We start from the raw sequence: 25,053 nt of genomic DNA on the forward strand, positions 1-25,053 counted from the left end.
TTGGACGGCCGGGGCGCGGGCCGGTGGAATCGGAGCATGACGGACGAACTGATTCCCGACCCCGCCGTGCAGGTTTCCGGCGCCCAGGAGATCGCCCCCGACCTGCTCGTGATCCCGAACCAACGAGTCCAGCTGGTACCCAACATCGGTGTCATCGGCGGCACTCAGGCCGTACTCGTCGTCGAGACGGGCATCGGCACCGCCAACGCCGAGCAGGTCCTCGCCTTCGCCTCCGAGGTGGCCAAGGGCCGCCGGTTGTACCTGACCACGAGCCACTTCCACCCCGAGCACGCCTTCGGTGCGCACGTGTTCACCGACCAGGCCACGTACCTGGTCAACCGCGCACAGGCGGACGACCTGAAGACGAAGGGGTCCGCTACCTGGAGATGTTCCGGGGCTTCGGCGGGCCGATCGCCGACCGCCTCGACGGCGTCCCGGTGCCTACCCCCGATGTGGTCTACGACGACGGGTACGACCTGGACCTGGGCGGGCGGACCGTACGGCTGCGGCCCACTGGCCGGGGCCACACCAAAGGCGACCAGGTGGTCGAGGTGCCGGACGCCGGCGTGCTGTTCACCGGTGACCTGGCCGAGACCGGACGGTTCGCCATCTTCCCGTGGTTCCCCCCGTACGACACGGACGTCTCCGGCGTGCGCTGGCTGGCTGTGATGGACCAGCTGGCCGCCACCGGACCGCGGGTGGTGGTGCCGGGTCACGGCGACCTCGGCGGCCCGCAGGTACTCACCGGCGTCGCCGACCAGCTGCGCGAGCTGCGCGACGAGACCTGGCGGCGGCGTGATTCCGCGATGGGCGAGGACGAGATCGTCGCCGAGGTCCGGGCGCTGCTCATCGAGCGGCATCCCGAGTGGGCCGGCCGGGAGTGGATCGAGCGGGGCGTCGGATGCCTGTGCGCTGAACACCCATGAGCGTGGGCTCGTCATTGCTGGACGGCGTCGAGCGCCTCGTTCAGAGTGGTCGCGGCCATGATGAGCGACAGGTGGGTGAAGGCCTGGGGGAAATTGCCGAGTTGCTCCCCGCTGGGGCCGATCTCCTCCGCGAACAGGCCGATGTGGCTGGCGTATGTGTGCATCTTCTCGAAGGTGTAGCGGGCCAGCGGAAGCCGTCCGGCACGGGCGAGAGCATCGACGTAGAGGAACGTGCAGAGGCTGAACGTCCCCTCCGAGCCGCGGAGTCCGTCGGGGGAGGCCGCGGGGTCGTAACGGTAGACGAGGCTGTCGGAAACCAGGACGCGGTCCATGGCATCGAGAGTGGCCAGCCAGCTCGCGCTCTTCGGGGCGAGGAATCCGAGCCGGGGAATCAGCAGCAGCGAGGCGTCCAGGACGCGGCTGCCGTAATGCTGGACCAAAGAATGGTCCTCGTCGCTCCAGCCGCGTTCCATGACCTGCTCGAGGATCTCGTCGCGGGCCTTGGTCCACAGGGCGGTGTCGGCCGGCCGGCTGAATTCGGCGGCGGCCCTGAGGCCGCGGTCGAAGGCGGCCCAGCACATCACGCGGCTGTAGGTGAAGTCCTGGCGGCCGCCCCGGGTCTCCCAGATGCCCTCGTCGGGCCGGTCCCAGGAGTCGGCGAGCCAGTCCAGAGTCCGGGCGAGGATTTTCCATCCCCGGTAGTCGCCCTGCACTGCGACCGCCCGGCCCTCGGAAAGGGCGTACAGCGCCTCGCCGTAGATGTCGAGTTGCAACTGGTCCATCGCTGCGTTTCCGGCCCGCACGGGGTACGAACCCCGGTAGCCCTCGAAGTGCTCGAGGATCTCCTCGGTCAGGTGAGGGTCACCGTCGACCCGGTACATGATCTGGAGAGGTTCCCCGTCCGGACCCTCGTGGGCGCGCAGGCGGTCGCCGAGCCAGTGGGTGAAGCGGGTCGCCTCCTCCACGAAGCCGAGGTCGAGTAGGGCCCGCACCGACAGGGATCCGTCCCGCACCCAGGTGTAGCGGTAGTCCCAGTTGCGCTCGCCTCCGACCTGTTCGGGAAGACCCATGGTGGCGGCGGCGACCGGCGCGCCGGAGGGAGCGTACGTGAGGAGCTTGAGCGTGATGGCCGAGCGGTACACCATCTCCGCCCAGCGGCCGCGGTAGCGCGACGTGCGCACCCACTTCTGCCAGTAGTCGATCTGCTCCCAGATCTCCTCCGTGATCCGCTCGCTGTTCGGCGGCGGCGGTGCCGCGCTGCCCTCCCCGCCGGTAGTGGTGAACACCGCTGCCGCCACCTCGCCCGCGTTGAGCGTGATCGAAGCCCGGACGTCCTGGCCGTCCCGTTCGAGCGGGAAGGTGGTCTGCAGGAACGCGGTCGTCCCGGGTGCCCGGAACGTCGCCTGGCCCTCTGCCAGGTCGAGCTGGTGGGGAGCCCGCGCGTAGTCGAACCGGGGGCGGCATTCGAGGGCGAAGCGCACAGTGCCGCGCACCGTGCGGATCGCGCGCACCAGGGTGTGCCGGTCGGACGCCGTGAGGCCCCGGTGGACCGGCATGTAGTCGATCGTCTCGCCGACCCCGTCGGGGGACATGAAGCGGGTCACCACGACCGCGGAGTCCGGGTAGTACAGCTGCTTCCACGTTCCGTCGGAATGTTCGGGCGCGAGGAGGAAGTGTCCGCCCCCGTCGTGGTCGAGCAGCGCGGCGAAGACGCTGGGGGAGTCAAATCGAGGCGCCGCGAACCAGTCAACCACTCCCCTGGACGACACCAGAGCTGCCGTCTGCAGGTCCCCCACGAGTCCGTGGTCGGCGATGGGCGGGTAGCGGTCCATTGGTTCTCCTTCAGCGTTCACGGCCGCGCGACGTCAGGTCCGCTCATCGCAGCCGCTCCGCGAGGTGGTCCCCGACGCGCAGGGCGTTGGCGATGGCCGTCAGTGAGGGTTGACCGCCCCGATGCTCGGGAAGAAGCTCGTGTCGACCAGGTAGAGGTTGTCGAGGTCGTGAGCCTTGCAGTTCACGTCCAGAGCGGAACTCTGCGGGTCGTGGCCGAAGCGGACGGTGCCGGCCTGGTGCGCCGTGGCGCCTATGGGCATGCCCTTGCTTCTCGTCGAGGGCGAGATGGATAAGACGAGGTTCACCCCGACCGGCAGATGGAAGGGGTACAGGCCGCGCTTCTCCAGATCGTCGCTCAACTGCTGGATGCGCGGCTCGTGTTGCACGGGCGGATAGGCGTACTGGGCGCTGGCCGGTCCCTCGGTGGGGTCCTCGCCGTGCCGGCCGTGGACGAGGTAGAGATGCTCGGCCTGCGTGTAGTAGGGCTCCAGGTCGTCGTAGTTCAGCGGCCAGGCGGGAGAGACACCGTCGTGGTGGCGGAGTTCGGCGAAGTCCTCAGGACGCATACGGAAGAGCGCGGCGCCGTAGAACTTGGTGTTTCCGCCGACGTAGTAGTTCACTTCGGGCGGGAATTGATTTCCGTGCTTGTCGTACCAGAACTCCGGCGCGCGGTATTTTCCTTTGACAAAGACGGCGGTCGAATCCCAGTTGTCGCGTTCACGCGGCAGGTAGTCGCCGCGTTCGAGAAGGAGAATCCGTTTACCGGTGGACGCCAGGCGGTGGGCGAGTGTGCCACCCCCGGCACCTGTGCCGATGATGACGACGTCGTACTGCCGCGCCTCGGTCATGCCGGCCACCGCCCCCGGAGCATGGTCTGCTCCTGTCAGGTGAGTTGGGGTCCGTTCCGCATTTACAACGTAGCTCCGGAGGGAATGCCCGGCGAATCGGGCCGGGCGGGGCTCCGGGATGCCCGGCCGGTCACAGGATCGCGAGGGGATTGACGGGAGAGCCGGTCGCCGCGGGCAGCCGTAGTGGTGCGATCACACAGAGGAACGACCAGCGCCCCTCCTATTCGCAGAGGGGGCCAGATCCTCGAACTGCAGGTAGTCGAGCAGGTGCAGTCCCGTCCCATCGCATGGATTGCGAGTACGTGTGCCGGGAACGCGACATTCTGCGCGTCGCTGGGGGCCGTGTCGTTGTTGCCGTCGCTGCCGAGAACGGCCACCTGCCGGTCGGCCAGAAAGCGCAGGGCGGTCGGATGGAGTCCGGCCCGCGCGCCGGCCGAGTCCCAGGGGCCGAGCTCCTCACGCCTGCGCCGGTGTCCGACGCGTACGGGCAGGATGTCGCCCATGCCGACCCGCAGCCCCTGCCGTCGGCTGGACACCAGCGGCGTCCTGCCTCGACCCCGAATCCGAGGCCGAAGACATCGCCCCACCGGCCCATCAGGCCGGGCCACAGCAGGCCGAACTCGAAGGAGAGCACGGTACCGGTGACGACGCCGATGGCGAACTGCACGGCCATGACCGCCGACCAGCGCCGCGCGAGCTGAAGGGCGACGGCGTCGCGCTTGCGCAGCCCGCGGTAGTGCATCAGGAGGGTGATGGCGGGCAGGGCCACCCCGAAGGGCACGAGCAGGATGTGGGAGGCCAGGGTGAAGGCCATGAGCTCGCGGGCGGGCAGAAGCTGCGGAGGGGTGTCCGCCACGATCGCGATCGCGGTGCTCATGTGAGCCTTAGCGGTGTGTGCCGGACGGCTGAAGGACTGCGGGCCTCAGCCACCGGTGGCGAACCCGGGGAACAGGGTCATGCCACCGTCTACGTAGATCGTCGTCCCCACGATGTAGTCGAGCATGTCGGATGCGAGGACTGTCACCGCGTTCGCGATGTCCTCGGGGTCGCCGACGCGGCGGTACGGGACGAGCCGTAGCAGGTCCGCCTCGGCCTCGGGGGTGTCTCAGGCGCTGCGGTTGATGGGCGTGCGGATCGCACCCGGAGCGACGGCGTTCACCCGGATCCGGTGCGGGGCGAGCTCCTGCGCGAGCGTGGCCATGAGCATCTGTACGCCGCCCTTGGAGGACGCGTAGTTCACGTGCCCGGACCAGGGGATGATCTGGTGCACCGAGCTCATGCAAATGATCTTCCCCGCGGAGCGGGAGACCTCCGGGACGACGCCGCGGCGCATGAACTCCTTGGCCGCCTCGCGGGCGCAAAGGAACTGCCCGGTGAGGTTGACGCTCAGCACTTTGTCCCACTGGGCCACGGTCATGTCGGTGACCGGGGCGTCTCTCTGGAGGCCGGCGTTCGCCACCATGACGTCGATGGTCCCGAACTCCTGGACCATCCGGGCGACCATGTCGACGACCTGGTCCTCCTGCGACACATCAGCCTCGTGCGCGTAGGCCCGGACCCCGAAGCCCTCGATCTCCCGCACCACCTCTTCCGCGGCGTCCGTAGCCTGCTCACCGAATGCCTGGACCTGATCACCACGCCGCTGCTCGACGAGGTGAGGCGCCGGGACCCGGCCGCCCTGACCAGACCCCGGGCGCTCGACCACCGCCTGCGCAACCAGCGCGAGGACGGGCGCGTTGCCGTACCCGTACTGCAACGGGGGGAGGAGCGCGAGGCGTGCGACGGCCCGCGCAGGTGCGGGCCTCATCCTGACCTCTCGTACGGTCGGCACGGCCTCACCCGTTCGGCCGTTCTCACCCGCTGTGCGGCCCTCGCACCGCCCGGAACCACGGAGAACCATGGCCGAGCCCGCCGCCCCTCAGGCCACTGCCGCAACGCTGCTGCGCCGCCCCCAGTTGTGGCTGGTGCCCACCGTCCTCACCGGGCTGCTCGCCCTGCTGCTGTCCCTGCTCTACATGGGCGGCATCGTCAACCCCAACCGAGACCTGCACGACCTGCCCATCGCCCTCGTCGACGACGAGATCGGCAAGCCGCCTGCCGGGCAGAAGGAGAACTTGGGCGCGCAGGTCACGAGCGCCATCGCAGCCGACACCGGCGGCGACAAGGCGAGTGGCGCACGCTCACCCGTGCCCAGGCCCAGGAACAGCTCGACTCCGGCAAGGTCTACGGCGCCCTGGTCGTCCCAGCCGGCTTCACGGACGCCATCACCGCCCTCACCACGCCCGGGGCCACCCGCCAGCCGACGATCACCGTGCTCACCAATCCCGGCAAGGGCAGCCTCGGTTCCTCCCTCGCCAGTCAGATCACGACCAAGGCCGCGCACCAGGCGTCCCAGACCATCGGCAGACAGCTCACGGCAGCGGCCGGCACGCAGGCGAGCCCCAGCGTGAAGCTGCTGCTCGCCGACCCGGTGAACGTCATCACCCAGGTCGGCCACCCGATCGGCAGCAACAGCGGCCTCGGCCTGACGGCCTTCTACTACACCCTGCTGCTCGTGCTGGCCGGATTCATGGGCGGCAACGTCATCAGCAACGGCGTCGACACCGCCCTCGGCTACGCGGACAACGAGATCGGCCCCTGGCACACCCGCCGCCCCACCGTGCCGATCAACCGCACACAGACGCTGCTGCTGAAGATGGTGATGACAGCGGGCATCATGCTCGTCAGTGCCTCGCTGGTTCTCATCGCCTGCGTCACCATCCTCGGCATGGACGCATCCCATCTGCCCCTGCTGTGGATCTACTCCTACTGCGCGGCCCTCGCCGTCGGCCTGGGCGTGCAGGCCATCAACGCAGCGTTCGGCGGGATCGGGCAGCTGGTGTCGATGTTCGTGTTCATCGTCCTGGGCCTGCCCTCGTCGGGCGCCACTGTGCCGCTCCAGGCCGTCCCCGGCTTCTACCGTTTCCTCTCCTACTTCGAGCCCATGCGGCAGCTCAGCGACGGGGTGCGCGCGATCCTCTATTTCGACGCCCGCGGCGATGCGGGTCTCACCCGCTCCTGGATCATGATCGCGATCGGCGCCGCTCTCGCCCTGCTCTTCGGCTTCGCCATGACCACGTACTACGACCGCAAGGGGCACAAGCGCCTCATCCCGCAGCCCGCCTGACCTCGTGAACCGGTGCAGTTCACTTTCCGACGGTGTTCATCAGGACGATCGCTGCTAGGTTCGAAAAGATCACAACGAGGACGCCGAGCGTCATGGCCCAAGCCCTGCGCGATTCGTCCATGTCCATGGGATCACCTCCGGGCTGACGCGCGCGTCCCACGCACGCGGAGTGGCCGTACAGGAGTCCGGCCCGCCCTTCCATGATGGACCGGTTGCGCCGGGCGCACACGAGCAAGGGCGGCGGCGTCCGCACGCCTTCTCGCGCGATGCGTGCGGCGCCGCCTTCATGCAGTTCATCCCGATCATGGACCGGACGGCGCCCTGCCGAACGCCCTCACTGTCAGCGCGGCCGGCGCTTCGGTGGGACAGGCCCCGGGATGACATCGAGGTCGAGGTGCTCCTTGAACAGGTGGACCAGGTTGGCGCCGTCGAGGAGTTCGAGGCGCCCGTGGTCGTTCGCGAACGCCTCGCTCGCCCGCCCGAACCACGAGGTCGTCACCAGAATGCCCTTCGCCGCCCGCTTGTGCTCCACTACGCCGGCGAGCGCGGACACCGACTCGAACGGCACTACCTTGGCAGTGCGTTTGGCCTGGATGATGCACAGCCCCCGCATGACCGGGTCAGTGTTCATCGCCACCGCGTCCACGCCCTCGTCCTGCGACGGGCGCGTATTGACACTGTCCAGTCCGATCGCCTCGAACAGCTGCCGCACCAGATGCTCGAATTCTGTAGGTGAGAGGTCCATCAGCACCGGCCGGCTGTCCAGGCCCGCCACGACGTCCATGCCGTCCATCAGCCGGAACTTGCTCAGGTCGAAGGTAACCAGCGGGCGCACGGCTCCAGCTCGTACGGATTCGGCGAGATCAGCGACCGCAGCCGCTTCAGACAAGCCCTCGGATCGACCTGGGTGAGGACCAGTTCGCCGAACTCCTCCCTGTCTGCCAGGAGGGTGATCAGACAGGGGTGCACCTCGCGGCCCGTGGCGCGATCGATGGTCGCCACGTGTCCGTTCAGCGCCACGGACCGCACCACTCCCTCGGTGTCCGCCGCGAACAGCTCGTGCACAGTCCGCAAGGCCGTCTGCGCCAGTACGGACGCGTACAGCTCGTGGCGCTCCTTCTCGGGCCTCGGGACAGCCGTGATTTCGTCGCGCGTCTTCACGTACCGGTAGGCGCGGGCGGCCGGGATCACATCGTCCAGCGGCAGGTCGATCTCCACCAGCAGGTCACCCGTATCCGCCTGGAACGAGACCTGGTGCGCCTTCGGGAACCCGTGTGGGTAGACGGAGGCGGCCAGCACCTGGTCGATGAACCACTCGACAGCCTCGACATCCCTGTCACGGTAGGCAGCCCGGCGCGCTTCTATCCCGGCATTCCACTCATCGACCCGGGCCGACTCCCCCTGGTTTCGTTCGTCATGACGGGCCCGCGCCGTATCCAGCTTCCCGACCCGTTCGTGCTCCGCGCGCGCGTGGTCCCGCAATGCCTCGTCGAACCGTTTGCGCGCGGCCTCCACCTCCCCGTCGTACGACCGGCGGCCAAAGCCGAGCACTCCGAGCAGTCCGCGCGGCGGCTCGGGCTCGTACTCGCCCCACCGTGGCAGCGGAACGGGCCGCGTACGGCTCTTGGACGGCATGAACACGGCAGGGACGAATTCCTGCCTGAGGCTGTCGAAGCTCAATGGCCGGCCGTCCAGCACCGCCGCGCGTAACAGGCCCGAGAGCTGCTCGACGTCGTGCTCGGCCACACTGGTCTTGTCGACGGCCTCCTGGGCACGCGCGGCCTCGTACGCGAGCTTCTCCTCACGCGCCTTCCGCTTGGCCTCCACCTCAGCAGCCTTCCTCAGCCGCTCACGCTCCTTGGCCTGCCGAGCACGCTCCCGCGCGTACGCATCACTCCCGCCCGCCACCGCCACCCCCAGGTCCCTGCACGCCGGTCCGGTTAGAACTTCCCGCCCCAGGGGCGTCCAATCCGCATGTTCCATCCCAGGCTTCCCAGAGGCCGCTACCGTCACTGACGGTGCAGCAGGGCGGGCCGCTTCTCGATGTGCGGGCCCTTCATCCCGCCCGTTCCCGCGTAGGGAAACTCACTTGTGGTCCAGCACCGTTCTGATCCGGCCGGTCACGTCGGGCAGGGTGTGGAGGCCGTCGATCTGGATCTTCCGCACCCCTTCGCCGGTCATGGGCTCGTCCTTGGAGGCGGCGCCGGCCGTGCACTGGCTCGCCCCCTCACGGAGCGCGGTCAGCGCCCGCTTCCAGCGCATCTGGGCGATCTTGTCGGGTATCGGGTCCAGTGCTTCGGCGGCTGGAACGTGCTTCGCGAGGTCCTGGCAGGCTGTGCCGATGACGTCGAGGGTCCTCGTGCTCACCTCGCTGACACGGGCGGCATCCTCCGCCATCTGCTTGATCTGCTTCTCACCACCCCCCGAGTACCAGTCGCCGACCTCCTCGGCGGGGGACGAACTGCATCCCGCGGCTAACAGGACGGTGACGACAGCAGCAGTCACAAAAGCGCGTGCGCGCATGGGAACTCCCCAAGTAGATGGACTGCCGATGCTGTCAGGCTGCCGCTCCCCACGCCCCGCCTGTCTCCGATCCGTGACACGAATCCAGGACACACGCCCTCGAGCGGAGCCCGACCACCTCGGCAGCGATAAGGCGGGGCTCCGCTCTTGCTCCGCGACTGGCTAGTCGTCCGAGCCCGCAGCCGACGGCGGTACCTCGACGACGAAGAACAGGAAGTTGGGTTTGGTCGAAAGGTCATGGAAGCCGTCGGGGAACAGCTCACGGGCGGCCGGGGCGGGCTGCGGCTCGCTGATGACGGAAAGGCGGAAACCGGCGGTGGTGAAGGCATCAGCCATCGCGTGCAATGGCTTGCGCCAGAACCTCATCGGGACGGACTGCCCGTTGACGGTCCAGTCGAAGGTATAGCTGGTGGTCGCAAAGTAGTCGGGCCGAGGATCCTGGATCGTGTAGGCCACGAAAGGGTGGTCCACCGACGCGATCAGCCGGCCGCCGGGCCTGAGCACTCGCCGCAACTCGGCCAGCGTCGGCCCCCAGTCCTCCAGGTAGTGCAGCACCAGCGACGCGACCACGTCATCGAACGCAGCGTCGGCGAACGGCAGGCGGTCGCTCAGGTCGACCACGTGCAGGGCTACGTCGTCACCGAGCCGCCGCCTGGCCAACGCCAGCATCCCGACGCTGGCGTCGATGCCGGTGACGACCGCACCGCGGTCGCGTAGTGCAGCGGACAGGGGGCCCGAGCCGCAACCGGCGTCCAGGATCCGACGGCCGACCACGTCTCCGGCGAGGGCTAACATCGCGGGCCGCTCGTAGTACGCGTTCACTAGGTTGTTCTCGTTCTCCGCCGAGTACGCCTCGGCGAAATTGTCGTAGTCATTCGCCTGGTCCCGATCTGCGGACTGGGCGAAGCTCTCGGGCACGTCGGTTACGCGTTCCATCGTGGCAGCCTAGTAGTCACATGATCCGCCGGACAGGCCCCCCGGTAGCCCCGGCCTGATGGGGATCCGCGCCCCGGCCAGGGTCAGGGCGCCTCACTCACCGGACTCCGCCTTGTGCCGGGCGTAGTAGCGGGCCACCCGGGCCCGGTTGCCGCAGACCGATGCCACGCACCAGCGGCGCCGGGGGTGCGCCGGCAGGAAGAGCAGGACGCAGTCGTGCGCCTCGCACACCCGGATCTCCCCCACCCGGGGGTCCGTCAGCAGTTCCGCGACCGCCTCGGCCAGTTCGCCCGCGAGCCGCAGGGCCGGGGCGGCCGACCGGTGCGCGGCCGCGGACAGGCCCGCCCCCTCCGTCCAGGCCAGCACGCGGTGGGCCGGCGCCGCGGAGAGGGCCTCGTTCAGCGCGCGCAGCGCATCGGCCGGCGGCCGCTCCCCGCACCGCGCGGCTTCGAGCGCCGGCCGCGCCGCCTCCCGCACCGCCCGCACGGCGGCCACCTCCGCCGCGCCCACCTCCCCCACCGGGGTCAGCCGCCCGGCCTGCGCGGCCAGCCAGCCTTCGAGCCCGGCCGGGTCGGCGACGAGGTCACCCGCGGCGGTGCGGGTGTTGAGGAGGTCCAGGGCGAGGGGTTCGCCGGTGAGCGGAAAGGTCACTGTCACGCGACTAATGCTACTGCAATCACTTGACCCATTAGCGATCACCAGCAAGACTAATGGAAACACAGCAACAGGAGGCATGTGATGGCAAGTGTCCAGCACCGCACGGTCGACGTCGACGGGGTCCGCGTCGCCTACCGCGAGAGCGGCCCCGCGGACGGACCGGTCCTGCTGCTCCTGCACGGCTTCCCCACCGCCTCGCACCAGTTCGCCCGCCTGATGGACGCACTCGGCGACAGCCCGTACCGCCTGATCGCCCCCGACTACCCGGGCTTCGGGCGCACCGAGGCCCCGACCGACTTCACGTACACCTTCGACCGGCTCGCCGACATCGTGGAAGGCTTCACCGACGCCCTCGGGCTGGGCCGCTTCGCGATGTACGTCTTCGACTTCGGCGCCCCGGTCGGCCTGCGGCTCGCCGCGCGCCGGCCGGAGCGGGTGACCGGCCTGATCGTGCAGAACGGCAACGCGTACGAGGAAGGCCTGTCGGACGCGGCCCGCGAGTTCGCCGGGCTGCGGCGCGAGGTGCCCGGCAACGAGGAACGGATCCGGGGCCTGTTCGCCCTGGAGGGCACCCGCTTCCAGTACGAGGCCGGAGTCGCCGACCCCGGCCTGATATCCCCCGACAGCTGGACCCTGGACGTCCACTACCTCGGCCTGCCGGGACGCGCCGACGCCCAGGCCGACCTGGCCTTCGACTACGCCTCGAACTTCGCCCACTACCCCGCCTGGCAGGCCTGGCTGCGGGCCGCGCGGGTGCCGGTACTGGTCGTCTGGGGCGCGGGCGACCCCTTCTTCACCCCGGCGGGCGCGAAGGCCTACCTCCGGGACGCCCCGGACGCCGACGTCCACATCTTCGAGGGCGCGGGCCACTTCGCCCTGGAGACCCACCTCCCAGAAATCGCCCCCCTCATCGCCACCTTCCTCACCGACCTCCCGTAGCCCCACGCCTCAAACGCCGGCGGGGCCGAGAGGCCGACGAGGCCGGGCGACGGACCCGTCAGCGACACCGGCGGGCGTTGAGCCGGGCGGCCTGGCGCGTCAGGTAGTCGCGCTCGGCGAGGTTGGGGGCATTTCGGGCCGCCTCGGCGTACAGCCGTGCCGCCGTCGCCAGGTCGCCGTCGCGCTCGTGGAGGTACGCCGCCACCGCGGCGTGGCGGGGCAGTGAGTCGTCCAGCGCCGCGAGCGCCGCCAGGCCGGCGCGCGGTCCGTCGGCCTCGCCGACGGCCACCGCGCGGTTGAGCCGGACGACCGGGCTGTCGGTCAGGCGCGCGAGCTCGTCGTACCACTCGACGATCTGCGCCCAGTCGGTCTCCTCGGCGGTGGGCGCGTCGGCGTGGAGTGCCGCGATGGCGGCCTGTGCCTGGAACTCGCCCAGCCGGTCGCGGGCGAGGGCCGCCTGCAGGATCTCGACGCCTTCGGCGATCGACTCGGTGTCCCACCGGCCGCGGTCCTGCTCGGCGAGCGGCACCAGGCTGCCGTCGGGCGCGGTCCGGGAGGCGCGCCGGGCATGGTGGAGCAGCATGAGGGCGAGCAATCCCGCCACCTCGGGGTGGTCCATCGCGGCCGCGAGCTGCCGGGTGAGCCGGATGGCTTCGGCGGCGAGGTCGACGTCGCCGGAGTAGCCCTCGTTGAAGACCAAGTAGAGGACGCGCAGCACGGTGGCGACGTCGCCGGGCTGGTCGAACCGCACCCCGGAGACGGTGCGCTTGGCACGGCTGATGCGCTGCGCCATGGTCGCCTCGGGCACCAGATAGGCCTGGGCGATCTGGCGGGTGGTGAGCCCGCCGACGGCGCGCAGCGTGAGAGCGACCGCGGACGACGGCGTCAGCGACGGGTGGGCGCACAGGAAGTAGAGCTGGAGCGTGTCGTCCACCGCTGGCGCGGGCCCGGGCGCCGGCTCCTCGTCGACGAGGTCCTCACGCCGGCGGCGGGCGGCGTCCGCCCGGGTCGCGTCAAGGAACCGCCGCCAGGCCACGGTGACCAGCCAGCCCTTCGGGTCCCGCAGGGGGTATCCCCTGCTCGAAGAGCTTGGGGAGGGGTCGGCCGGCCAGACGCGGACCGCCTCGACCAGCGCGTCCTGCACGGCGTCCTCGGCCGCCGCGAAGTCGGCTCCGCGGCGGACGAGGATCCCGATCACGCTTGGCGTGAGGCTCCGGAGCAGGGCCTCGTTCATCTGAGAGGTCACTCCGTGATGGTGGGCGGCGAGGCCAGGAACGGGCGCACCTCGAGCCACTCGTGGATCGGCTTCCCGCCCGCCCCAGGGGCGGCCGACAGCTCCCCGGCCAGCTCAATGGCGCGCTCGTAGCTGTCCACGTCGATCACCATCCAGCCGGCGATGAGGTCCTTGGTCTCGGCGAACGGGCCGTCGGTGACCGGCGGGCGCCCCTCACCGTCGTACCGGACGAACGTCCCCTCGGGGGCGAGCGCCTGACCGTCGACGAACTCGCCAGTCCCCTCGAGCCGGGCCGCGAAGTCGTCCATGTACTGACAGTGCGCCGAGATCTCCTCCGGCGTCCACTGGTCCATGGGCACGTCGTTGACCGCAGCCGGAGCGCCGCGGTAGTGCTTGAGCAGCAAGTACTTGGCCATCGTGTTTCTCCTCGGTGCTGGTGCGACCCATTTTCGTCGCGTTCACCACGGGGACGGAGCCAGTCACGGGTTCTCGACATCGCCGGCCGAAATTTTTTGGCGCTCGTAGATGAGCCTGGGTGAGCCGCCTCGTGGTGTTTGGAAGATCTCTGCTCGGCGGCCACCTTGAGCGCCGAGCAGCGCGGTGGCCTCTCCCGGTTCCAGCACCTTGTCGATGGTGCGTGTCAGCGCCGGGCAGCGCCCCCGGCCGGGAGGTCCGGGGGCCCGCAGGGCCGGGCTCAGGAGAGCCCGAACGCGATCTCGCGCTTGAGGATCTTGCCGGTGGCCCCCTTGGGCAGGGACTCGACCAGCATGATCTGCCGCGGGTACTTGTACGGGGCGACACGGTCGCGTACGAAGTCCCGGAGCTCGTCTGGGGTGGCCTCCGCTCCCGGGCGCAGCGCGACGGCCGCCGCCACCTCCTCGCCAAGGGCGGGGTGGGGCACTCCGATCACGGCGGCCTCGGCGACGGCGGGGTGCTCGTACAGCACCTCCTCGACCTCGCGGGGGTAGACGTTGTAGCCGCCGCGGATGATGAGGTCCTTCTTGCGGTCGACGATGAAGTAGTAGCCGTCCTCGTCGACCCGGGCGAGGTCGCCGGTGCGCAGCCAGCCGTCCTGGATCGCCTCGGCGGTGGCCTCGGGGCGGCCCCAGTAGCCCTTCATGACGTTGTGGCCCCGCACGCACATCTCGCCGACTCCGTTCCGCACGTCGACCAGGCACATCTCGACCCCCTCGATCGGCGTGCCGACGGATCCGGCCTTGCGCGGACGGTCGGGGTGGTTGAAGGAGGCCACGGGGGAGGTCTCGGACATGCCGAAGCCCTCCAGGACGGGGCAGTCGAAGGCTTCCTCGAAGGCGTGCAGCACCTCCACCGGGAGGGAGGCGCCGCCGGAGACGGAGAGCCGGAGCGTGCTGGTGTCGTAGGTGTCCGGCTGCTGCGCATGCGTGGCGGACAACGCGGCGTACATGGTGGGAACGCCCGCGAAGATGGTCACGTGGCGGTCCTGCACGGTCTGCAGCGCCAAAGCCGGGTCGAACCGGGGAAGCAGGGTGAGCCGTGCCCCGACGGTGACGGCCGTCATCATGGCGCAGACCTGGCCGAAGGCGTGGAACAGGGGCAGGCAGCCCAGGACGACGTCCTCCGGGCCGAGGCGGAAGAGCGAGCGGCCGCAGATGTCGGCGTTGCGGGCGAGGTTGGCACGCGTCAGCTCGGCGCCCTTGGGCACACCCGTCGTGCCGGAGGTGTAGAGGATGACGGCGGTGTCGTCGTCCTCACCCTCCTGTGCGGGGACGGGATGCGGATGTGCGGCGAGCAGCTCGGCGAAAATCCCCGCGCGGAACGGGACCACGTCTGCCTTGGTGCCCTCGGCCGCGCGCTCGGCCTCGGCCATGGCGGAGTCGTGGGCGAACAGCAGCACGGCGCCGGAGTCGCGCAGGCAGTGGCTGATCTCCCGGCACTTGAGGAGCGGGTTCATCGGGACGACGACGGCGCCGGCCCGCAGTACGCCGTAGTAGAGGGCGGGGAATTCGAGCAGGTTGGGCAGCATCACGCCGACGCGGTCACCGGGGGCCACGCCACGGGCCGCGAGCAGCGCGGCCACGCGCCCCGCGTACGCGTCGAGTTCGGCGTAGGTGAGGGAGTTTTCGCCGAGTTCGACGGCGGTCCGGTCGCCGTGAACTGCGGCGGTACGGATGAGGAGGTCGGCCAGGTTCACTTCGAACTCTCGTTTCTGGGAACGGTCGAGGGGCGGGTCGGTGGTCGGGTCAGCCGCGTAGCGCGGAGGAGAAGATGCCCGGCAGCTTGCCGAGGCCGGGCTTGGCGGTGAAGCGGGTGACGCGTTCGAGGGTGGTACGGGCCGTGCGGTTGGTGACGAAGTACGGCGGGCGGGGAGAGAGCGAGGGAGAGCCGGTGAACAGGCCCCGGGGTGCGGGTGCGAAGGGTGCGCGCAGGACGGTCTTCTCGACATCTTCGATCATGAAGGCGTTGTGGACGAAGCCGATGCCGCTGCCGATGTCCTGGCGGGTGTGTCCGGGATGGGCTCCCCAGGGGGTGTAGCCCAGGAGAAAGCCGATCGCCGACCAGCAGTTGACGCCGAGGGTGCCGTGGCGCAGCTCGGCGATCGCGGTGCCGACCACGGCGCGATGGGCCTTCTCGGTCTTCGGGTGGACGAGGAGCGTGGCGCCCAGCGCGCCGGGCAGCTTGTCGTTGGCGAAGTCGACGGCGTTGCGGAGGAATGCGTCCGGGGTGTCGCCGGCGAGGCGTACGACGCCCAGCGCGCTGCCGAAGACCTCGTCGGTGCGCGGCCTGAATCGAACTTCGCAGGCGAAGGCCCCTGAGCTCGGCCTACGGCGCCCACCGCCCGGGAAGCGGACTGAGACCAGCGGGGTGACCATGGGCATTATGGAGGTAGCGGACCATGATGGTCTTGTGCGGTGGCTTCACCTCACCGGTGGCCGTCGCCAGTGGCGGGCCGGGTGGCTGGTATGGCTGAGCAGACACCGATCGAGGAGCTGATCAGCGGCGCCGCCCAGGATGCCGGTGGATGGCTCGGCGCCCTGCCTGTGGCCCAGGTGGCTACCGGCGCCGACGGGAAGATCGTTCGTTGGAACCATGCCGCTCAGGACCTGCTGGGCTATCTGCCGCCGCAGGTGCTGGGCCGGCACATCGCCGACCTGCTGCATCCGGGAGCCGACCGCAGCCTGGGGCGTGCCTTGTGGGAGACGGCCGCCACCGGGCGTGGGGTCATGGGCACGGTGACGGCCTGGCACCGCGAGGGGTATCCGCTGGAGCTGGAGATCTGGGCCTGTCCGATGCCTGACCGGCGGGAGGGGGCGTCGGCGGTTCTCGTCTTCGCGGCCGACGCGCATTCCGCCCGCCGCATCCGGGGGTCGTCGGCGGTGTGGGACGGATTGTTCGCCCGCTCGCCGGTCGGGATAGCCGTGCTCGACACCCAGCTGCGGTTCCTGCGGGTCAACCCGGCTCTGGAGGCGATGAACGGTCTGGAGGAATCCTCACATCTGGGCCGGCGCCTGGCCGAGGTGCTTCCGGAGGTGAACGCAAGTGAGATGGAGGAGGCGATGCGGCAGGTCCTGTCCACAGGCGAGCCGCTCCTGGACCGCCGGCGCAGGGGCCGCACGCCGGCAGACCCGGGCCACGACCGGGCATGGTCCTGCTCCTATGTGCGCATGGAAGACCCCGCGGGCCTGCCCATCGGTGTTATCGCTTCCTTGGTCGACATCACCGAGCAGCAGCGTGATCACAGTGAGGCAGAGGCAGGCAGGCGCCGGCTTGCCCTGCTCAGCCAGGCCAGTGTGCGCCTGGGTGCCAGCCTGGATTTGGAGCGCACCGCGCAGGAGCTGGCCGACCTCGCCGTTCCGCCTCTGGCCGACGTGGTCACCGTCGATGTCCTTGAGACTCTGGCACGCGGCGAGGAGCCGGGGCGGGGGCTGGCAGGCGGGGTCGAGCTGCGCCGTCTGGGCAAGTCCCCGCTGACCGGTGCGGCGCTGATCGATGTCCTGGCCCCGCTCGGCAGGACTCTTACCTTCCCTCGTACCGCCCCTTACACGCAGGCGCTTTCCGTTCGCCAGCCGTATCTTCTCGCCCACTTCGACAATCGGACCGTCGGCCCCGGGGCCCGCGGGACGGACAGTCCAGAGCAACTGCTCAGGACGGGCGTGCATTCACTCATGATGGTTCCGCTGATCGCCCGGGACCTGGTGCTGGGGGTCGCGACCTTCTACCGCACACGGGCTGTCGGCTCTTTCGGCTCGGACGATGTCATCCTCGCTGGTGAACTCGCCGCCCGGGCCGCTGTCAGCATCGACAACGCCCGCCTCTACCAGCACGAACACGAAACCGCGGTCCTGCTGCAGCGCAGCATGCTGCCCCAGCACATCACCCCGCCGCCGGGCATCGAAGTGGCCCACCGCTACCTGCCCGCCAGCGACATCAACGAAGTCGGGGGCGACTGGTACGACGTGCTTCAGCTGCCCGGCGGCCGGGCCGCGCTCCTGATGGGCGACGTCATGGGGCACGGCATCGCCGCTGCCGCGGTCATGGGCCGCCTGGCCGCCAGTGTCCGGGTCCTGGCACGACTGGACCTGCCGCCCACCGACATGCTGCACCTCCTGGAAGCCGTCCTCGCCGATCTCACCGAGCCGATGCTCACCAGCTTCCTCTACATCGTCTGCGACCCCCTCACAGGAGAGTGCACCGTCACGCGAGCCGGGCATCCGCCGGCGGCGACGGTGGCACCGAACGGCACCGTCCGTCTGGTCCACAGCCCGCCCGGCGTCCCACTGGGTGTGGGCGGTATCGACTTCACCACCACGCGTATGACTCTGCCCCTCGGCTCTTTGCTGGTCCTGTACACCGACGGGCTGATCGAAGCCCGCGGCAGCGACATCGACGAACGCCTCAACGAGCTCACCCGCCTCCTCGCCGATCCCCACCGCCCGCTGAACCAGCTGTGCGACACACTGATCACCAGCCTGGTACCGGCGTCCGCCGACGACGACGTTGCCCTTCTCATCGCCCGCATCGGCTCACCGCCGTAATACGTCCGCACCAGGAGGGGGCCGCCTCATCCAGCGGCCGTCGAAGCCGAGTCGCCATGCTGAACGCGTCTGGCGCCCACTCATGCGGGCTCCATACGTCACCGGCGAGGAGGCTCGAATGGAGGCCGGGACACGAGGCCGCATGCTGGAGGCCGCGGTGCAGGCACTCCAACGGCGCGGCGTCGCAGGCATGTCGTTCACCGAGAGCCTGCGTGACAGCGGCGCCGCCCGCGGCGCCATCCAGACCGCGCGCACGGCCCTTCACCTCAGGCCCCTTCCACCTCGCGCGGCTCAAGGCCATGCTCGATGAGCGGCCTGCCGCTTCGGAGTGATGTCTGAATCTTGCAGATATCTGTCATTGCAGACGCGTGGGCAGGCGTCGGATATTGGGGGCATGAACTCCTCTCTGTCCGGCTCCCATGTGGTCGTGTTCGCGATGTTCCCCGGTATCGACGCGCTCGACGTGACCGGTCCCGCAGAGGTCTTCGCCATGACCAACCACGTGCTCGACGGGCGCCGGCCGGGCTACGAGGTGCACTTCGCCGGGGAACGGCGCGGCCCGGTGGCGACATCCGCCGGCGTACGGTTGCACGTGGAGGAACTGTTCTCCGAGCAGGGGACGATCGACACCCTGGTGGTGCCGGGCCGGATCCGGATGGGCGCCGACGGCCCCGAGCCGCACGTCGATCCCGCCGTGGTGGCCTGGCTCCGCGAGGCCGGACCGGCTGCGGGCCGGGTCGCGTCGGTCTGCGTGGGCGCCCACGTGACCGCCGCAGCCGGTCTGCTCGACGGCCACCGCGCCACGACCCACTGGGCGACCGCCGAGCGCTTCGCCGCGGAGCACCCGGCCGTCGAGGTCGACCCCGATCCCATCTTCGTCCGCTCGGGCCGGATGTGGACGAGCGCCGGCATCACCTCGTCCATGGACCTCGCCCTAGCACTCGTGGCCGAGGACCACGGCGAGGAGGTCGCTCTCGAAGTCGCCCGCATCATGGTCATGTACCTCCAGCGGCCCGGCGGCCAGAGCCAGTTCAGCGTGCCCCTGGCCCACCCGGCCGGAACCCGTACGGATCTGCGCGAGCTGCGGCAGTGGATCGCCGAGCACCTCGACAGCGATCTGTCGGTACCCGTGCTGGCCGCCCGTGTGGCCATGAGCGAGCGCCACTTCGCCCGGGTTTTCAAAGCCGAGACCGGCAGCGCACCCGGCGCGTTCGTCGAGAGCATGCGCCTGGAGGCCGCCCGCCGCCTGCTGGAGCGCACCTCCCGCCTGACCCCCGATATCGCGCACTCCTGCGGCTTCGGCTCGGTCGAGACACTGCACCGCGTCTTCCGCGACCGCCTGAACACCTCTCCCGGCGAGTACCGCAGCCGGTTCCGCACCGCCGCCTGACCTCCTCCTCCTCTCCTCCTCCTCTGCTCCTCTTCTGCTCCTCCTCTGCTTCCGCCGCGCCCCGTGCCGGGTGCGGCGGCGATCCCGTACGCCCTCACGCCCTCACGCCCTCACGCCCTCACCACACCTTGGAGCCACCACCGTGAAGTTCACAGCCACCCACATCGGCACCGCCACCGTCCTCCTGGAGATCGGCGGCGTCCGCCTGCTAACCGACCCGGTCTTCGACCCCGCACCCGCCGAATACCGGCACGACCCCGTGGTCCTGCGCTCCACCGCCGGACCGGCGGTCGCCATCGAGGACCTCCCGGCCGTCGACGCGATCCTCCTCAGCCACGACGACCACCCCGACAACCTCGACGCCACCGGACGCACCCTGCTCACCGGCCGCCCCGTCCTGACCACCGAGAGCGGCGCCGGCCGCCTGGGCGGCGAGGCCGTGGGCCTGGCCCCCTGGTCCTCGTACGAGCTCACCGTGCGCGGCACCACCCTGCGCATCACCGCCACGCCCGGCGTCCACGGCCCGGTCGGCGACGTCATCGGCTTCGTCATCGAGGCCGGAGGAGAGACCGAGGCCCTCTACATCTCCGGGGACACCGTCTACGTCGACGCCCTGGACGAGATCGCCCGCCGCTTCACCGTCGGGACCGCCCTGCTCCACCTCGGCGCCGCCCGCATCGCCGCCTTCGGCGACGGCCGCCTCATCACCATGGACGCCGCCCAGGGCGCGGCCCTCACCCGCTCCCTCGGCGCCCACACCGCCGTCCCCGTCCACTACACCTCGTGGGAGCACTTCACCGAAGACCGCGAGCAGATCACCGCCGCCTTCGACGCGGCCGGCCTGGCCCACCGCCTGCACTGGCTCGCACCCGGAGCTCGCGAAACCCTCGGCTGAGCGGCGCGCGCTCGCTCCGGCGCCGTGTGCTACTTCGGTGGAAGCGTGCCGACGTAGGCCAATGCCGTCGTCACCCAGTGCCGCAGGACGGAATCCTCCGCGAGGGCAGGGCCCGAGACCGTCACCCAGCCACGCATCGGGCGGCCGGTGAAGTCCATGGGCCGGGCTCCGGGCCGGGCGAGCGCCTGCTCCGCCTGGTCCGGACCCACCCGGGCGATGAGCTCTTCGCCGACCACGCCCACGGTCATGTTGCCGCCCGACAGGAAGGACAGCCCGCCGAACATCCGCTTCTCGGTGATGTCCGGCCGCTCGCCGAGCTGCTCCCTGATCCGCTGGGCCAGACCTTCGTCGTACGTCATGCGCCCACTCTCCCGCAGGGGCCCATGGCGTACCGGCGCCGCGCCCAACCACGGGCTGCCGAGGAGGTGCCCGGAGCGCAGTCCCGATGGCTCGTGGCATCCCCGTTGGGCCGCAGTGTGCGCAACGCGCCCTGGTGAGTGACCCAACCGAGCGCGCGGACGTGGTCCCCTACGCCGGCGGGCCTCCGCACGACGACGCGGCCATGCTGCTCGTGCGCTGCCGATAACGGCCCGGTCAGCGGGGAAGCTCCGGCGAGCGGTACAAAGGGAGTCATGACCCCTCACCCGCAGTCGGCGGACTCCGATTCCGGCGCCGACGTGGACGACGTGACCCGCGCCTTCCTGACCGCCTCCCGGCTCCTCGTGGCCGTCTCGGCCCGCTCCCTGTCCTCCGCCGAGGACCGGGTGACACTGCCGCAGTTCCGGGCCAGGTCCGCGGCGTGCAGCGGATGGTGGACGCCGACACCTACTGCATCGACGTACTGACCCAGGTGTCCGCGATCAACGCTGCTCTTCAGTCCTGCGCCGTGACCCTGCTCGACGACCGCCTCGGCTCCTGCGTCACGGACGCCATCACACAGGGCGGAGACCAGGCCAGGGTCAAGGTCGGCGAGTGTCAATGGCCTTGAAGTGCGGTTCTGATCCACTTCTTGTGATCCGGTGACAGCACGTCATGAGCACCTGGCAGGATGCTTGCTCGTGTGACTACAACCTCTTGACGGTCTTCTCCCACCTGGCGCCCGTGACGGTTGAGGGGGTCACAACGGACGACGATGCAGTGATCCTCACGGCGCAGACAACGACCCGGGAAGCGGTCTGTCCCGGGTGCGGCGAGGTGTCCAGCCGCGTCCACGGTGGCTATCGGCGGCACTTGGCCGACCTCGCGGTCGCGGGACGGAGAGTCATCATCGATCTGGCGGTGCGACGCTTCCGGTGTCCGGCCTCGGCCTGCGGTCGCCGTACGTTCGTCGAGCAGATAGGTGGACTCACCGAGCGATTCGCCCGCCGCACCCCTGCGCTCCGCCTGGCGCTGGAGCGGATAGCCCTGGCTCTCGCGGGACGTCCAGCAGCCCGGCTGGCCACCCATCTGTCGATCCCGCTCAGCGCGAACTCCCTGCTCAGACTGCTGCGTAAGCTCCCGGACAAGAAGCCTTCGACCGCCCCGCGGGTGATGGGTGTTGACGATTTTGCCCTGAAGAAGGGCCACGTCTACGGGACGATCATCATGAACATGGAGACCGGTGAGCGCGTGGACGTGCTGCCCGACCGCACTTCGCAGACGCTCGTCGCCTGGCTGCGTGACCATCCCGGAGCCGAGATCGTGTGCAGAGACCGCGCCAGTGCGTACGCCGAGGCCGTACGCACCGCCTGCCCAGACGCGATCCAGGTCGCCGACCGGCATCACCTGTGGATGAATCTGTGCGAAGCCGTCGAGAAATGCGTTGCTGTGCACCGTGGTTGCCTGGCCGAGCGCGCCGACGAGACGGCGACTGACGCACCGGTCGTGCCGGTGCCCGGCGGGGTTGCCGTCGAGGCGCCGGCCGCGACGGAGGGGCTGCGCGTGATCAAGCGGCGCGAGCGGCACGCGGCCGTGCACGATCTGTACGACAAGGGCGTACAGATCCAGGTGATCGCCGAAACGCTCGGTCTGGACCGCAAGACCGTGCACCGCTACGCGCACGCCGCCACCCCAGATGACGCGTCGCTGGCCACCGGCTCCCGCTCCTACGGCCAGATTCACGCCTACACGCCCTACCTGTACCAGCGGTGGAACGAGGGCTGCACCGACGCGGCACGGCTACACGCGGAGATCACCGAACGCGGCTACCGCGGCAGCAAGCGGACCGTGCGCCGCCACCTGCAGCAGATACGGGCCGACGGCACGCCGGCACCCGACAAGCCCCAGGAGCTGACCGTACGCAAGGCCACTTGGTTGATCACCGCCCACCCCGACAAGATCAACGAAAGCAAGGCACTGAAGCTCAAGCAACTCTTCGCCCGCTGCCCCGAGCTGGAGGCGGTCGCCGCTTGCGTACGCGCCTTCGCCCGGATGATGACCGAACGGCGGGGCGAAGAACTCGACCAGTGGCTCACCCAAGTCGAGAACGCTGGACTCAAGCCCCTGCTCAGCCTGGCCCGCGGCCTGCGGCAGGACTTCGACGCCGTCACCGCCGGCCTCACCCTGGAATGGAACTCCGGCCCAGTCGAGGGCAACGTCAACAGGGTGAAGCGAATCAAAAGGGACGGGTACGGGCGGGCCGGATTCGACCTCCTCCGACGACAAATCCTCCTCGCGGACTGAACATCGTCACCCTCCGCCACAGGATCACAAGAAGTGGATCAGAACCGCACTTCAAGGCCATTGACACAGAGGCAGGCAGAGCGCCCAGACGCCTCTCCACCACCGGGGCGAACTCCACCGTCATGCGGGGACGCTGGACGCGGGAACGACGCGAACGAGATATCGGCACGCCCAGCCCAACGACCCACACCCCGCCGAGGTACCGGCCACATCATCAGTTCATCCGAACCGGTCATGTGCGGAGGATCGGTCTAGCTGTGCAGCAGCAGTGCAACCAGGCGTTCCACCTGGTCTTCGGGAGGTGGGCTGCCGGCGGTGCGGGTCATAAGGAGGTGGTGCAGGGTGCCGACGAGGGCGAGGGCGGCCGCTGCCGTGTCGGTGTCGGCAGGCACGCGGCCCAGTTCCTGCTCGGCTACGAGGTAGGCACGGACCGACTCCTCAATCACCGCGAAGCCCGGCGCACCCTCCTGCCATGCCCGGCGAGTGTGCGAGGAGGCGCCCGGCAGGGTCAGGGCGAGTGCGACGATGCCCGGGTCGAGGGAGTCCGTGAGGGTCCGGGCCGCCTGGACGACGTTGCGCGAGACCGTGTCCTCCCCGGCGCGGGCGGGCAAAGCGTGTATCAGCCGTGCCGTCGCCGCGAAGCGGTCGAGCACCAGCTCCGCCACGAAGGTGTCCAGCCCGGCGAAGTGTGTGTGCAGCACGCCCTTGCCGCAGCCGGCTTCCTCAGTGACCGCCCGGCTGGTCAGGGCGCCCGCGCCGTCGCGCGCCACCACCCGTTCCGCGGCCGCGAAAAGTCGTTCGCGCAGGTCGGGAATGGCCACTCCGCGTGGGGACATCAGCTTGCTCCAGAAACGACATGGACAGTATGGGCGAACGCCCATACTGTTTGGGCACACGCCCATTCTACTCGGGGAGGCCGACATGGAGTTTCCGGAACTCGTCATCAACAGCCAGCAGGCGCAGGCATGGAACGGGACCGAGGGCAGCTTCTGGGCCCGCCATCAGGACCAGTGGGACGCCGTGAACGACGGCTTCAACCAGCGGCTGCTCGACGCCGCCGACATCGTCGGCCACCACCAGGTCCTGGACATCGGCTGCGGGGCCGGACACGCCACCCGCCTGGCCGCCAGGCGGGCCACCGCCGGCATGGCTCTGGGGCTGGACCTCTCCGGTCCGATGCTGGAGCGCGCCCGGGCCGCCGCCGACCGCGAGCGGTTGCCCAACGTCGAATTCACCCAGGGTGACGCACAGGTCCACCCCCTGCCGGCCGGCGTCTTCGACCGCGCGATCAGCCGCTTCGGAGTGATGTTCTTCGCCGACCCCGTCGCCGCCTTCGGCCACATCGGCCAGGCCCTGCGCCCCGGCGGCCGCCTGGCGTTCGTAACCAGCGCCGCAGCCGCCGACAACGACTGGGCGATGGTGATGTCGACGCTGTCCCAAGCCCTGCCAGAGGCCGACCCCGGAGACTTCGGCGTAACCGGCGCCCCCGGCATGTTCTCCCTGGCCGACCCCGCCCGCATCCGCGCCGTACTCGACGCGGCCGGCTTCACGGGGGCCGCTTCCGTACAGGTCGAGGCGCAGGGAGACTGGGGGCCCGACGCGGCGCAGGCGGCTGACTTCCTGCTGTCCACCGGCCCGGCGCAGCACCTGCTCGCCCAGGCGGCCACCGCGCAGCGACGTGAAGAGGCCCGGCGCACTCTGACGGCTGCGCTGCGCCCATTCGAACGCGACGGCGCTGTACGGCTGCGCAGCACGGCGTGGCTGGTGACCGCCGATCGCCCCCGCAGCTAGGAGCGTGGGTCAGTAACTGGCAACCCGCCTGTGGTTCGTGATCATTCATGCGGGATGATGTCGGTATGAGTGGTGGGGATAGGCTGTTCGAGGTCGAGCCGGTCGAGAAGAAGCAGCCACAGGGTCGTCCGTCGGCGGTGGACAAGCGGTTTAGGGCTTTCGACCCGCATCAGGTCCTGCTGCTGCCCCCGTCGCTGGACGACTGGCTGCCCCAGGACCACTTGGCCCGGTTCGTAGCC

At 69.9% G+C, this 25,053-nt stretch carries 19 protein-coding genes and 9 pseudogenes; 12 read left to right on the forward strand and 16 right to left on the reverse strand.

Going from position 1 to position 25,053, the window contains the following annotated elements; all coding sequences use genetic code 11:
- Positions 1–36: 36 nt before the first annotated feature.
- Positions 37–276, forward strand: a pseudogene (locus J7I97_RS40430) (MBL fold metallo-hydrolase); the annotation flags it as partial.
- A 110-nt stretch (positions 277–386) separates the two neighbouring features.
- Complete coding sequence (locus J7I97_RS40435) at positions 387–926, forward strand: MBL fold metallo-hydrolase (RefSeq protein WP_374103746.1); 540 nt, start codon at positions 387–389, stop codon at positions 924–926.
- 11 nt (positions 927–937) lie between these two features.
- Here J7I97_RS40435 and J7I97_RS26010 read toward each other — a convergent pair whose 3' ends face one another.
- The 5 genes and pseudogenes from J7I97_RS26010 to J7I97_RS26030 all read right to left on the reverse strand — a co-directional run bounded on the left by J7I97_RS26010 (position 938) and on the right by J7I97_RS26030 (position 5,363).
- Positions 938–2,758 (reverse strand): glycoside hydrolase family 15 protein, encoded by a 1,821-nt coding sequence (locus tag J7I97_RS26010; protein WP_214939057.1) that lies wholly within the window; start codon positions 2,756–2,758, stop codon positions 938–940.
- 43 nt (positions 2,759–2,801) lie between these two features.
- Positions 2,802–3,607 (reverse strand): annotated as a pseudogene (locus tag J7I97_RS26015) (GMC oxidoreductase).
- Between the two features lie 130 nt (positions 3,608–3,737).
- Positions 3,738–4,128, reverse strand: a pseudogene (locus J7I97_RS40440) (cyclase family protein); the annotation flags it as partial.
- A gap of 26 nt (positions 4,129–4,154) precedes the next feature.
- A pseudogene (locus J7I97_RS26025) lies at positions 4,155–4,484 on the reverse strand (cytochrome ubiquinol oxidase subunit I); the annotation flags it as partial.
- A 45-nt stretch (positions 4,485–4,529) separates the two neighbouring features.
- Positions 4,530–5,363, reverse strand: a pseudogene (locus J7I97_RS26030) (SDR family oxidoreductase).
- A 142-nt stretch (positions 5,364–5,505) separates the two neighbouring features.
- Here J7I97_RS26030 and J7I97_RS26035 point away from each other — a divergent pair.
- A pseudogene (locus tag J7I97_RS26035) lies at positions 5,506–6,773 on the forward strand (YhgE/Pip domain-containing protein).
- Between the two features lie 340 nt (positions 6,774–7,113).
- On the opposite strand, the gene J7I97_RS38900 reads toward J7I97_RS26035, so the two are convergent.
- From J7I97_RS38900 to J7I97_RS26055, 5 genes are all read right to left on the reverse strand, one after another.
- Positions 7,114–7,566 carry a restriction endonuclease gene (locus J7I97_RS38900; protein ID WP_251059173.1) on the reverse strand — a complete coding sequence of 151 codons (453 nt, stop codon included), beginning with the start codon at positions 7,564–7,566 and terminating at the stop codon, positions 7,114–7,116.
- Positions 7,567–7,580: 14 nt separating this feature from the next.
- On the reverse strand, positions 7,581–8,600 hold the full coding sequence (locus J7I97_RS38905) for a hypothetical protein (protein WP_251059174.1): 1,020 nt from the start codon (positions 8,598–8,600) through the stop codon (positions 7,581–7,583).
- Positions 8,601–8,858: 258 nt separating this feature from the next.
- Positions 8,859–9,296, reverse strand: a complete 438-nt coding sequence (locus J7I97_RS26045) for a hypothetical protein (protein WP_214939060.1) — start codon at positions 9,294–9,296, stop codon at positions 8,859–8,861.
- Positions 9,297–9,458: 162 nt separating this feature from the next.
- A complete protein-coding gene (locus tag J7I97_RS26050) occupies positions 9,459–10,232 on the reverse strand; it encodes a class I SAM-dependent methyltransferase (RefSeq protein WP_214939063.1) in 774 nt (257 codons plus the stop codon).
- Positions 10,233–10,325: 93 nt separating this feature from the next.
- Complete coding sequence (locus tag J7I97_RS26055; RefSeq protein ID WP_214939066.1) at positions 10,326–10,889, reverse strand: ABATE domain-containing protein; 564 nt, start codon at positions 10,887–10,889, stop codon at positions 10,326–10,328.
- 81 nt (positions 10,890–10,970) lie between these two features.
- On the opposite strand from J7I97_RS26055, the gene J7I97_RS26060 reads away from it, so the two are divergent.
- A complete protein-coding gene (locus J7I97_RS26060) occupies positions 10,971–11,828 on the forward strand; it encodes an alpha/beta fold hydrolase (protein ID WP_214939069.1) in 858 nt (285 codons plus the stop codon).
- A 58-nt stretch (positions 11,829–11,886) separates the two neighbouring features.
- Here J7I97_RS26060 and J7I97_RS26065 read toward each other — a convergent pair whose 3' ends face one another.
- From J7I97_RS26065 to J7I97_RS26080, 4 genes are all read right to left on the reverse strand, one after another.
- Positions 11,887–13,062, reverse strand: a complete 1,176-nt coding sequence (locus tag J7I97_RS26065) for an RNA polymerase sigma factor (RefSeq protein ID WP_214939118.1) — start codon at positions 13,060–13,062, stop codon at positions 11,887–11,889.
- An 8-nt stretch (positions 13,063–13,070) separates the two neighbouring features.
- Entirely contained in the window at positions 13,071–13,478 is a 408-nt protein-coding gene (locus J7I97_RS26070) for a YciI family protein (RefSeq protein WP_214939072.1), read from the reverse strand.
- A gap of 278 nt (positions 13,479–13,756) precedes the next feature.
- On the reverse strand, positions 13,757–15,235 hold the full coding sequence (locus tag J7I97_RS26075) for a long-chain fatty acid--CoA ligase (RefSeq protein ID WP_214939075.1): 1,479 nt from the start codon (positions 15,233–15,235) through the stop codon (positions 13,757–13,759).
- A 49-nt stretch (positions 15,236–15,284) separates the two neighbouring features.
- Positions 15,285–15,914, reverse strand: a complete 630-nt coding sequence (locus J7I97_RS26080; RefSeq protein ID WP_251049545.1) for a hypothetical protein — start codon at positions 15,912–15,914, stop codon at positions 15,285–15,287.
- A gap of 90 nt (positions 15,915–16,004) precedes the next feature.
- On the opposite strand from J7I97_RS26080, the gene J7I97_RS26085 reads away from it, so the two are divergent.
- The 3 genes from J7I97_RS26085 to J7I97_RS26095 all read left to right on the forward strand — a co-directional run bounded on the left by J7I97_RS26085 (position 16,005) and on the right by J7I97_RS26095 (position 20,362).
- On the forward strand, positions 16,005–18,077 hold the full coding sequence (locus J7I97_RS26085; protein ID WP_214939078.1) for a SpoIIE family protein phosphatase: 2,073 nt from the start codon (positions 16,005–16,007) through the stop codon (positions 18,075–18,077).
- A gap of 406 nt (positions 18,078–18,483) precedes the next feature.
- A complete protein-coding gene (locus J7I97_RS26090) occupies positions 18,484–19,467 on the forward strand; it encodes a GlxA family transcriptional regulator (protein ID WP_214939119.1) in 984 nt (327 codons plus the stop codon).
- 142 nt (positions 19,468–19,609) lie between these two features.
- Positions 19,610–20,362 carry an MBL fold metallo-hydrolase gene (locus J7I97_RS26095; protein WP_214939081.1) on the forward strand — a complete coding sequence of 251 codons (753 nt, stop codon included), beginning with the start codon at positions 19,610–19,612 and terminating at the stop codon, positions 20,360–20,362.
- Positions 20,363–20,391: 29 nt separating this feature from the next.
- Here J7I97_RS26095 and J7I97_RS26100 read toward each other — a convergent pair whose 3' ends face one another.
- Positions 20,392–20,721 (reverse strand): TfoX/Sxy family protein, encoded by a 330-nt coding sequence (locus tag J7I97_RS26100; RefSeq protein ID WP_214939084.1) that lies wholly within the window; start codon positions 20,719–20,721, stop codon positions 20,392–20,394.
- A gap of 273 nt (positions 20,722–20,994) precedes the next feature.
- Here J7I97_RS26100 and J7I97_RS26105 point away from each other — a divergent pair.
- The 3 genes and pseudogenes from J7I97_RS26105 to J7I97_RS26115 form a co-directional block, all read left to right on the forward strand.
- A pseudogene (locus J7I97_RS26105) lies at positions 20,995–21,147 on the forward strand (MarR family transcriptional regulator); the annotation flags it as partial.
- Positions 21,141–21,350 (forward strand): annotated as a pseudogene (locus J7I97_RS26110) (metal-sensitive transcriptional regulator); the annotation flags it as partial. The pseudogenes J7I97_RS26105 and J7I97_RS26110, both read left to right, overlap by 7 nt.
- A gap of 44 nt (positions 21,351–21,394) precedes the next feature.
- The gene (locus J7I97_RS26115) at positions 21,395–23,023 is read left to right on the forward strand and encodes an ISL3 family transposase (protein WP_214939090.1); all 1,629 of its coding nucleotides are present in this window, start codon (positions 21,395–21,397) and stop codon (positions 23,021–23,023) included.
- A 251-nt stretch (positions 23,024–23,274) separates the two neighbouring features.
- Here the strand turns inward: J7I97_RS26115 and J7I97_RS26120 are convergent, their stop codons facing one another.
- Entirely contained in the window at positions 23,275–23,859 is a 585-nt protein-coding gene (locus J7I97_RS26120; protein WP_214939093.1) for a TetR/AcrR family transcriptional regulator, read from the reverse strand.
- An 85-nt stretch (positions 23,860–23,944) separates the two neighbouring features.
- On the opposite strand from J7I97_RS26120, the gene J7I97_RS26125 reads away from it, so the two are divergent.
- Positions 23,945–24,814 (forward strand): class I SAM-dependent methyltransferase, encoded by an 870-nt coding sequence (locus tag J7I97_RS26125; RefSeq protein WP_214939096.1) that lies wholly within the window; start codon positions 23,945–23,947, stop codon positions 24,812–24,814.
- 83 nt (positions 24,815–24,897) lie between these two features.
- A pseudogene (locus J7I97_RS26130) lies at positions 24,898–25,053 on the forward strand (IS1182 family transposase); the annotation flags it as partial.

It is taken from the genome of Streptomyces sp. ISL-87 (assembly GCF_018614095.1).
Classification (GTDB): Bacteria; Actinomycetota; Actinomycetes; order Streptomycetales; family Streptomycetaceae; genus Streptomyces.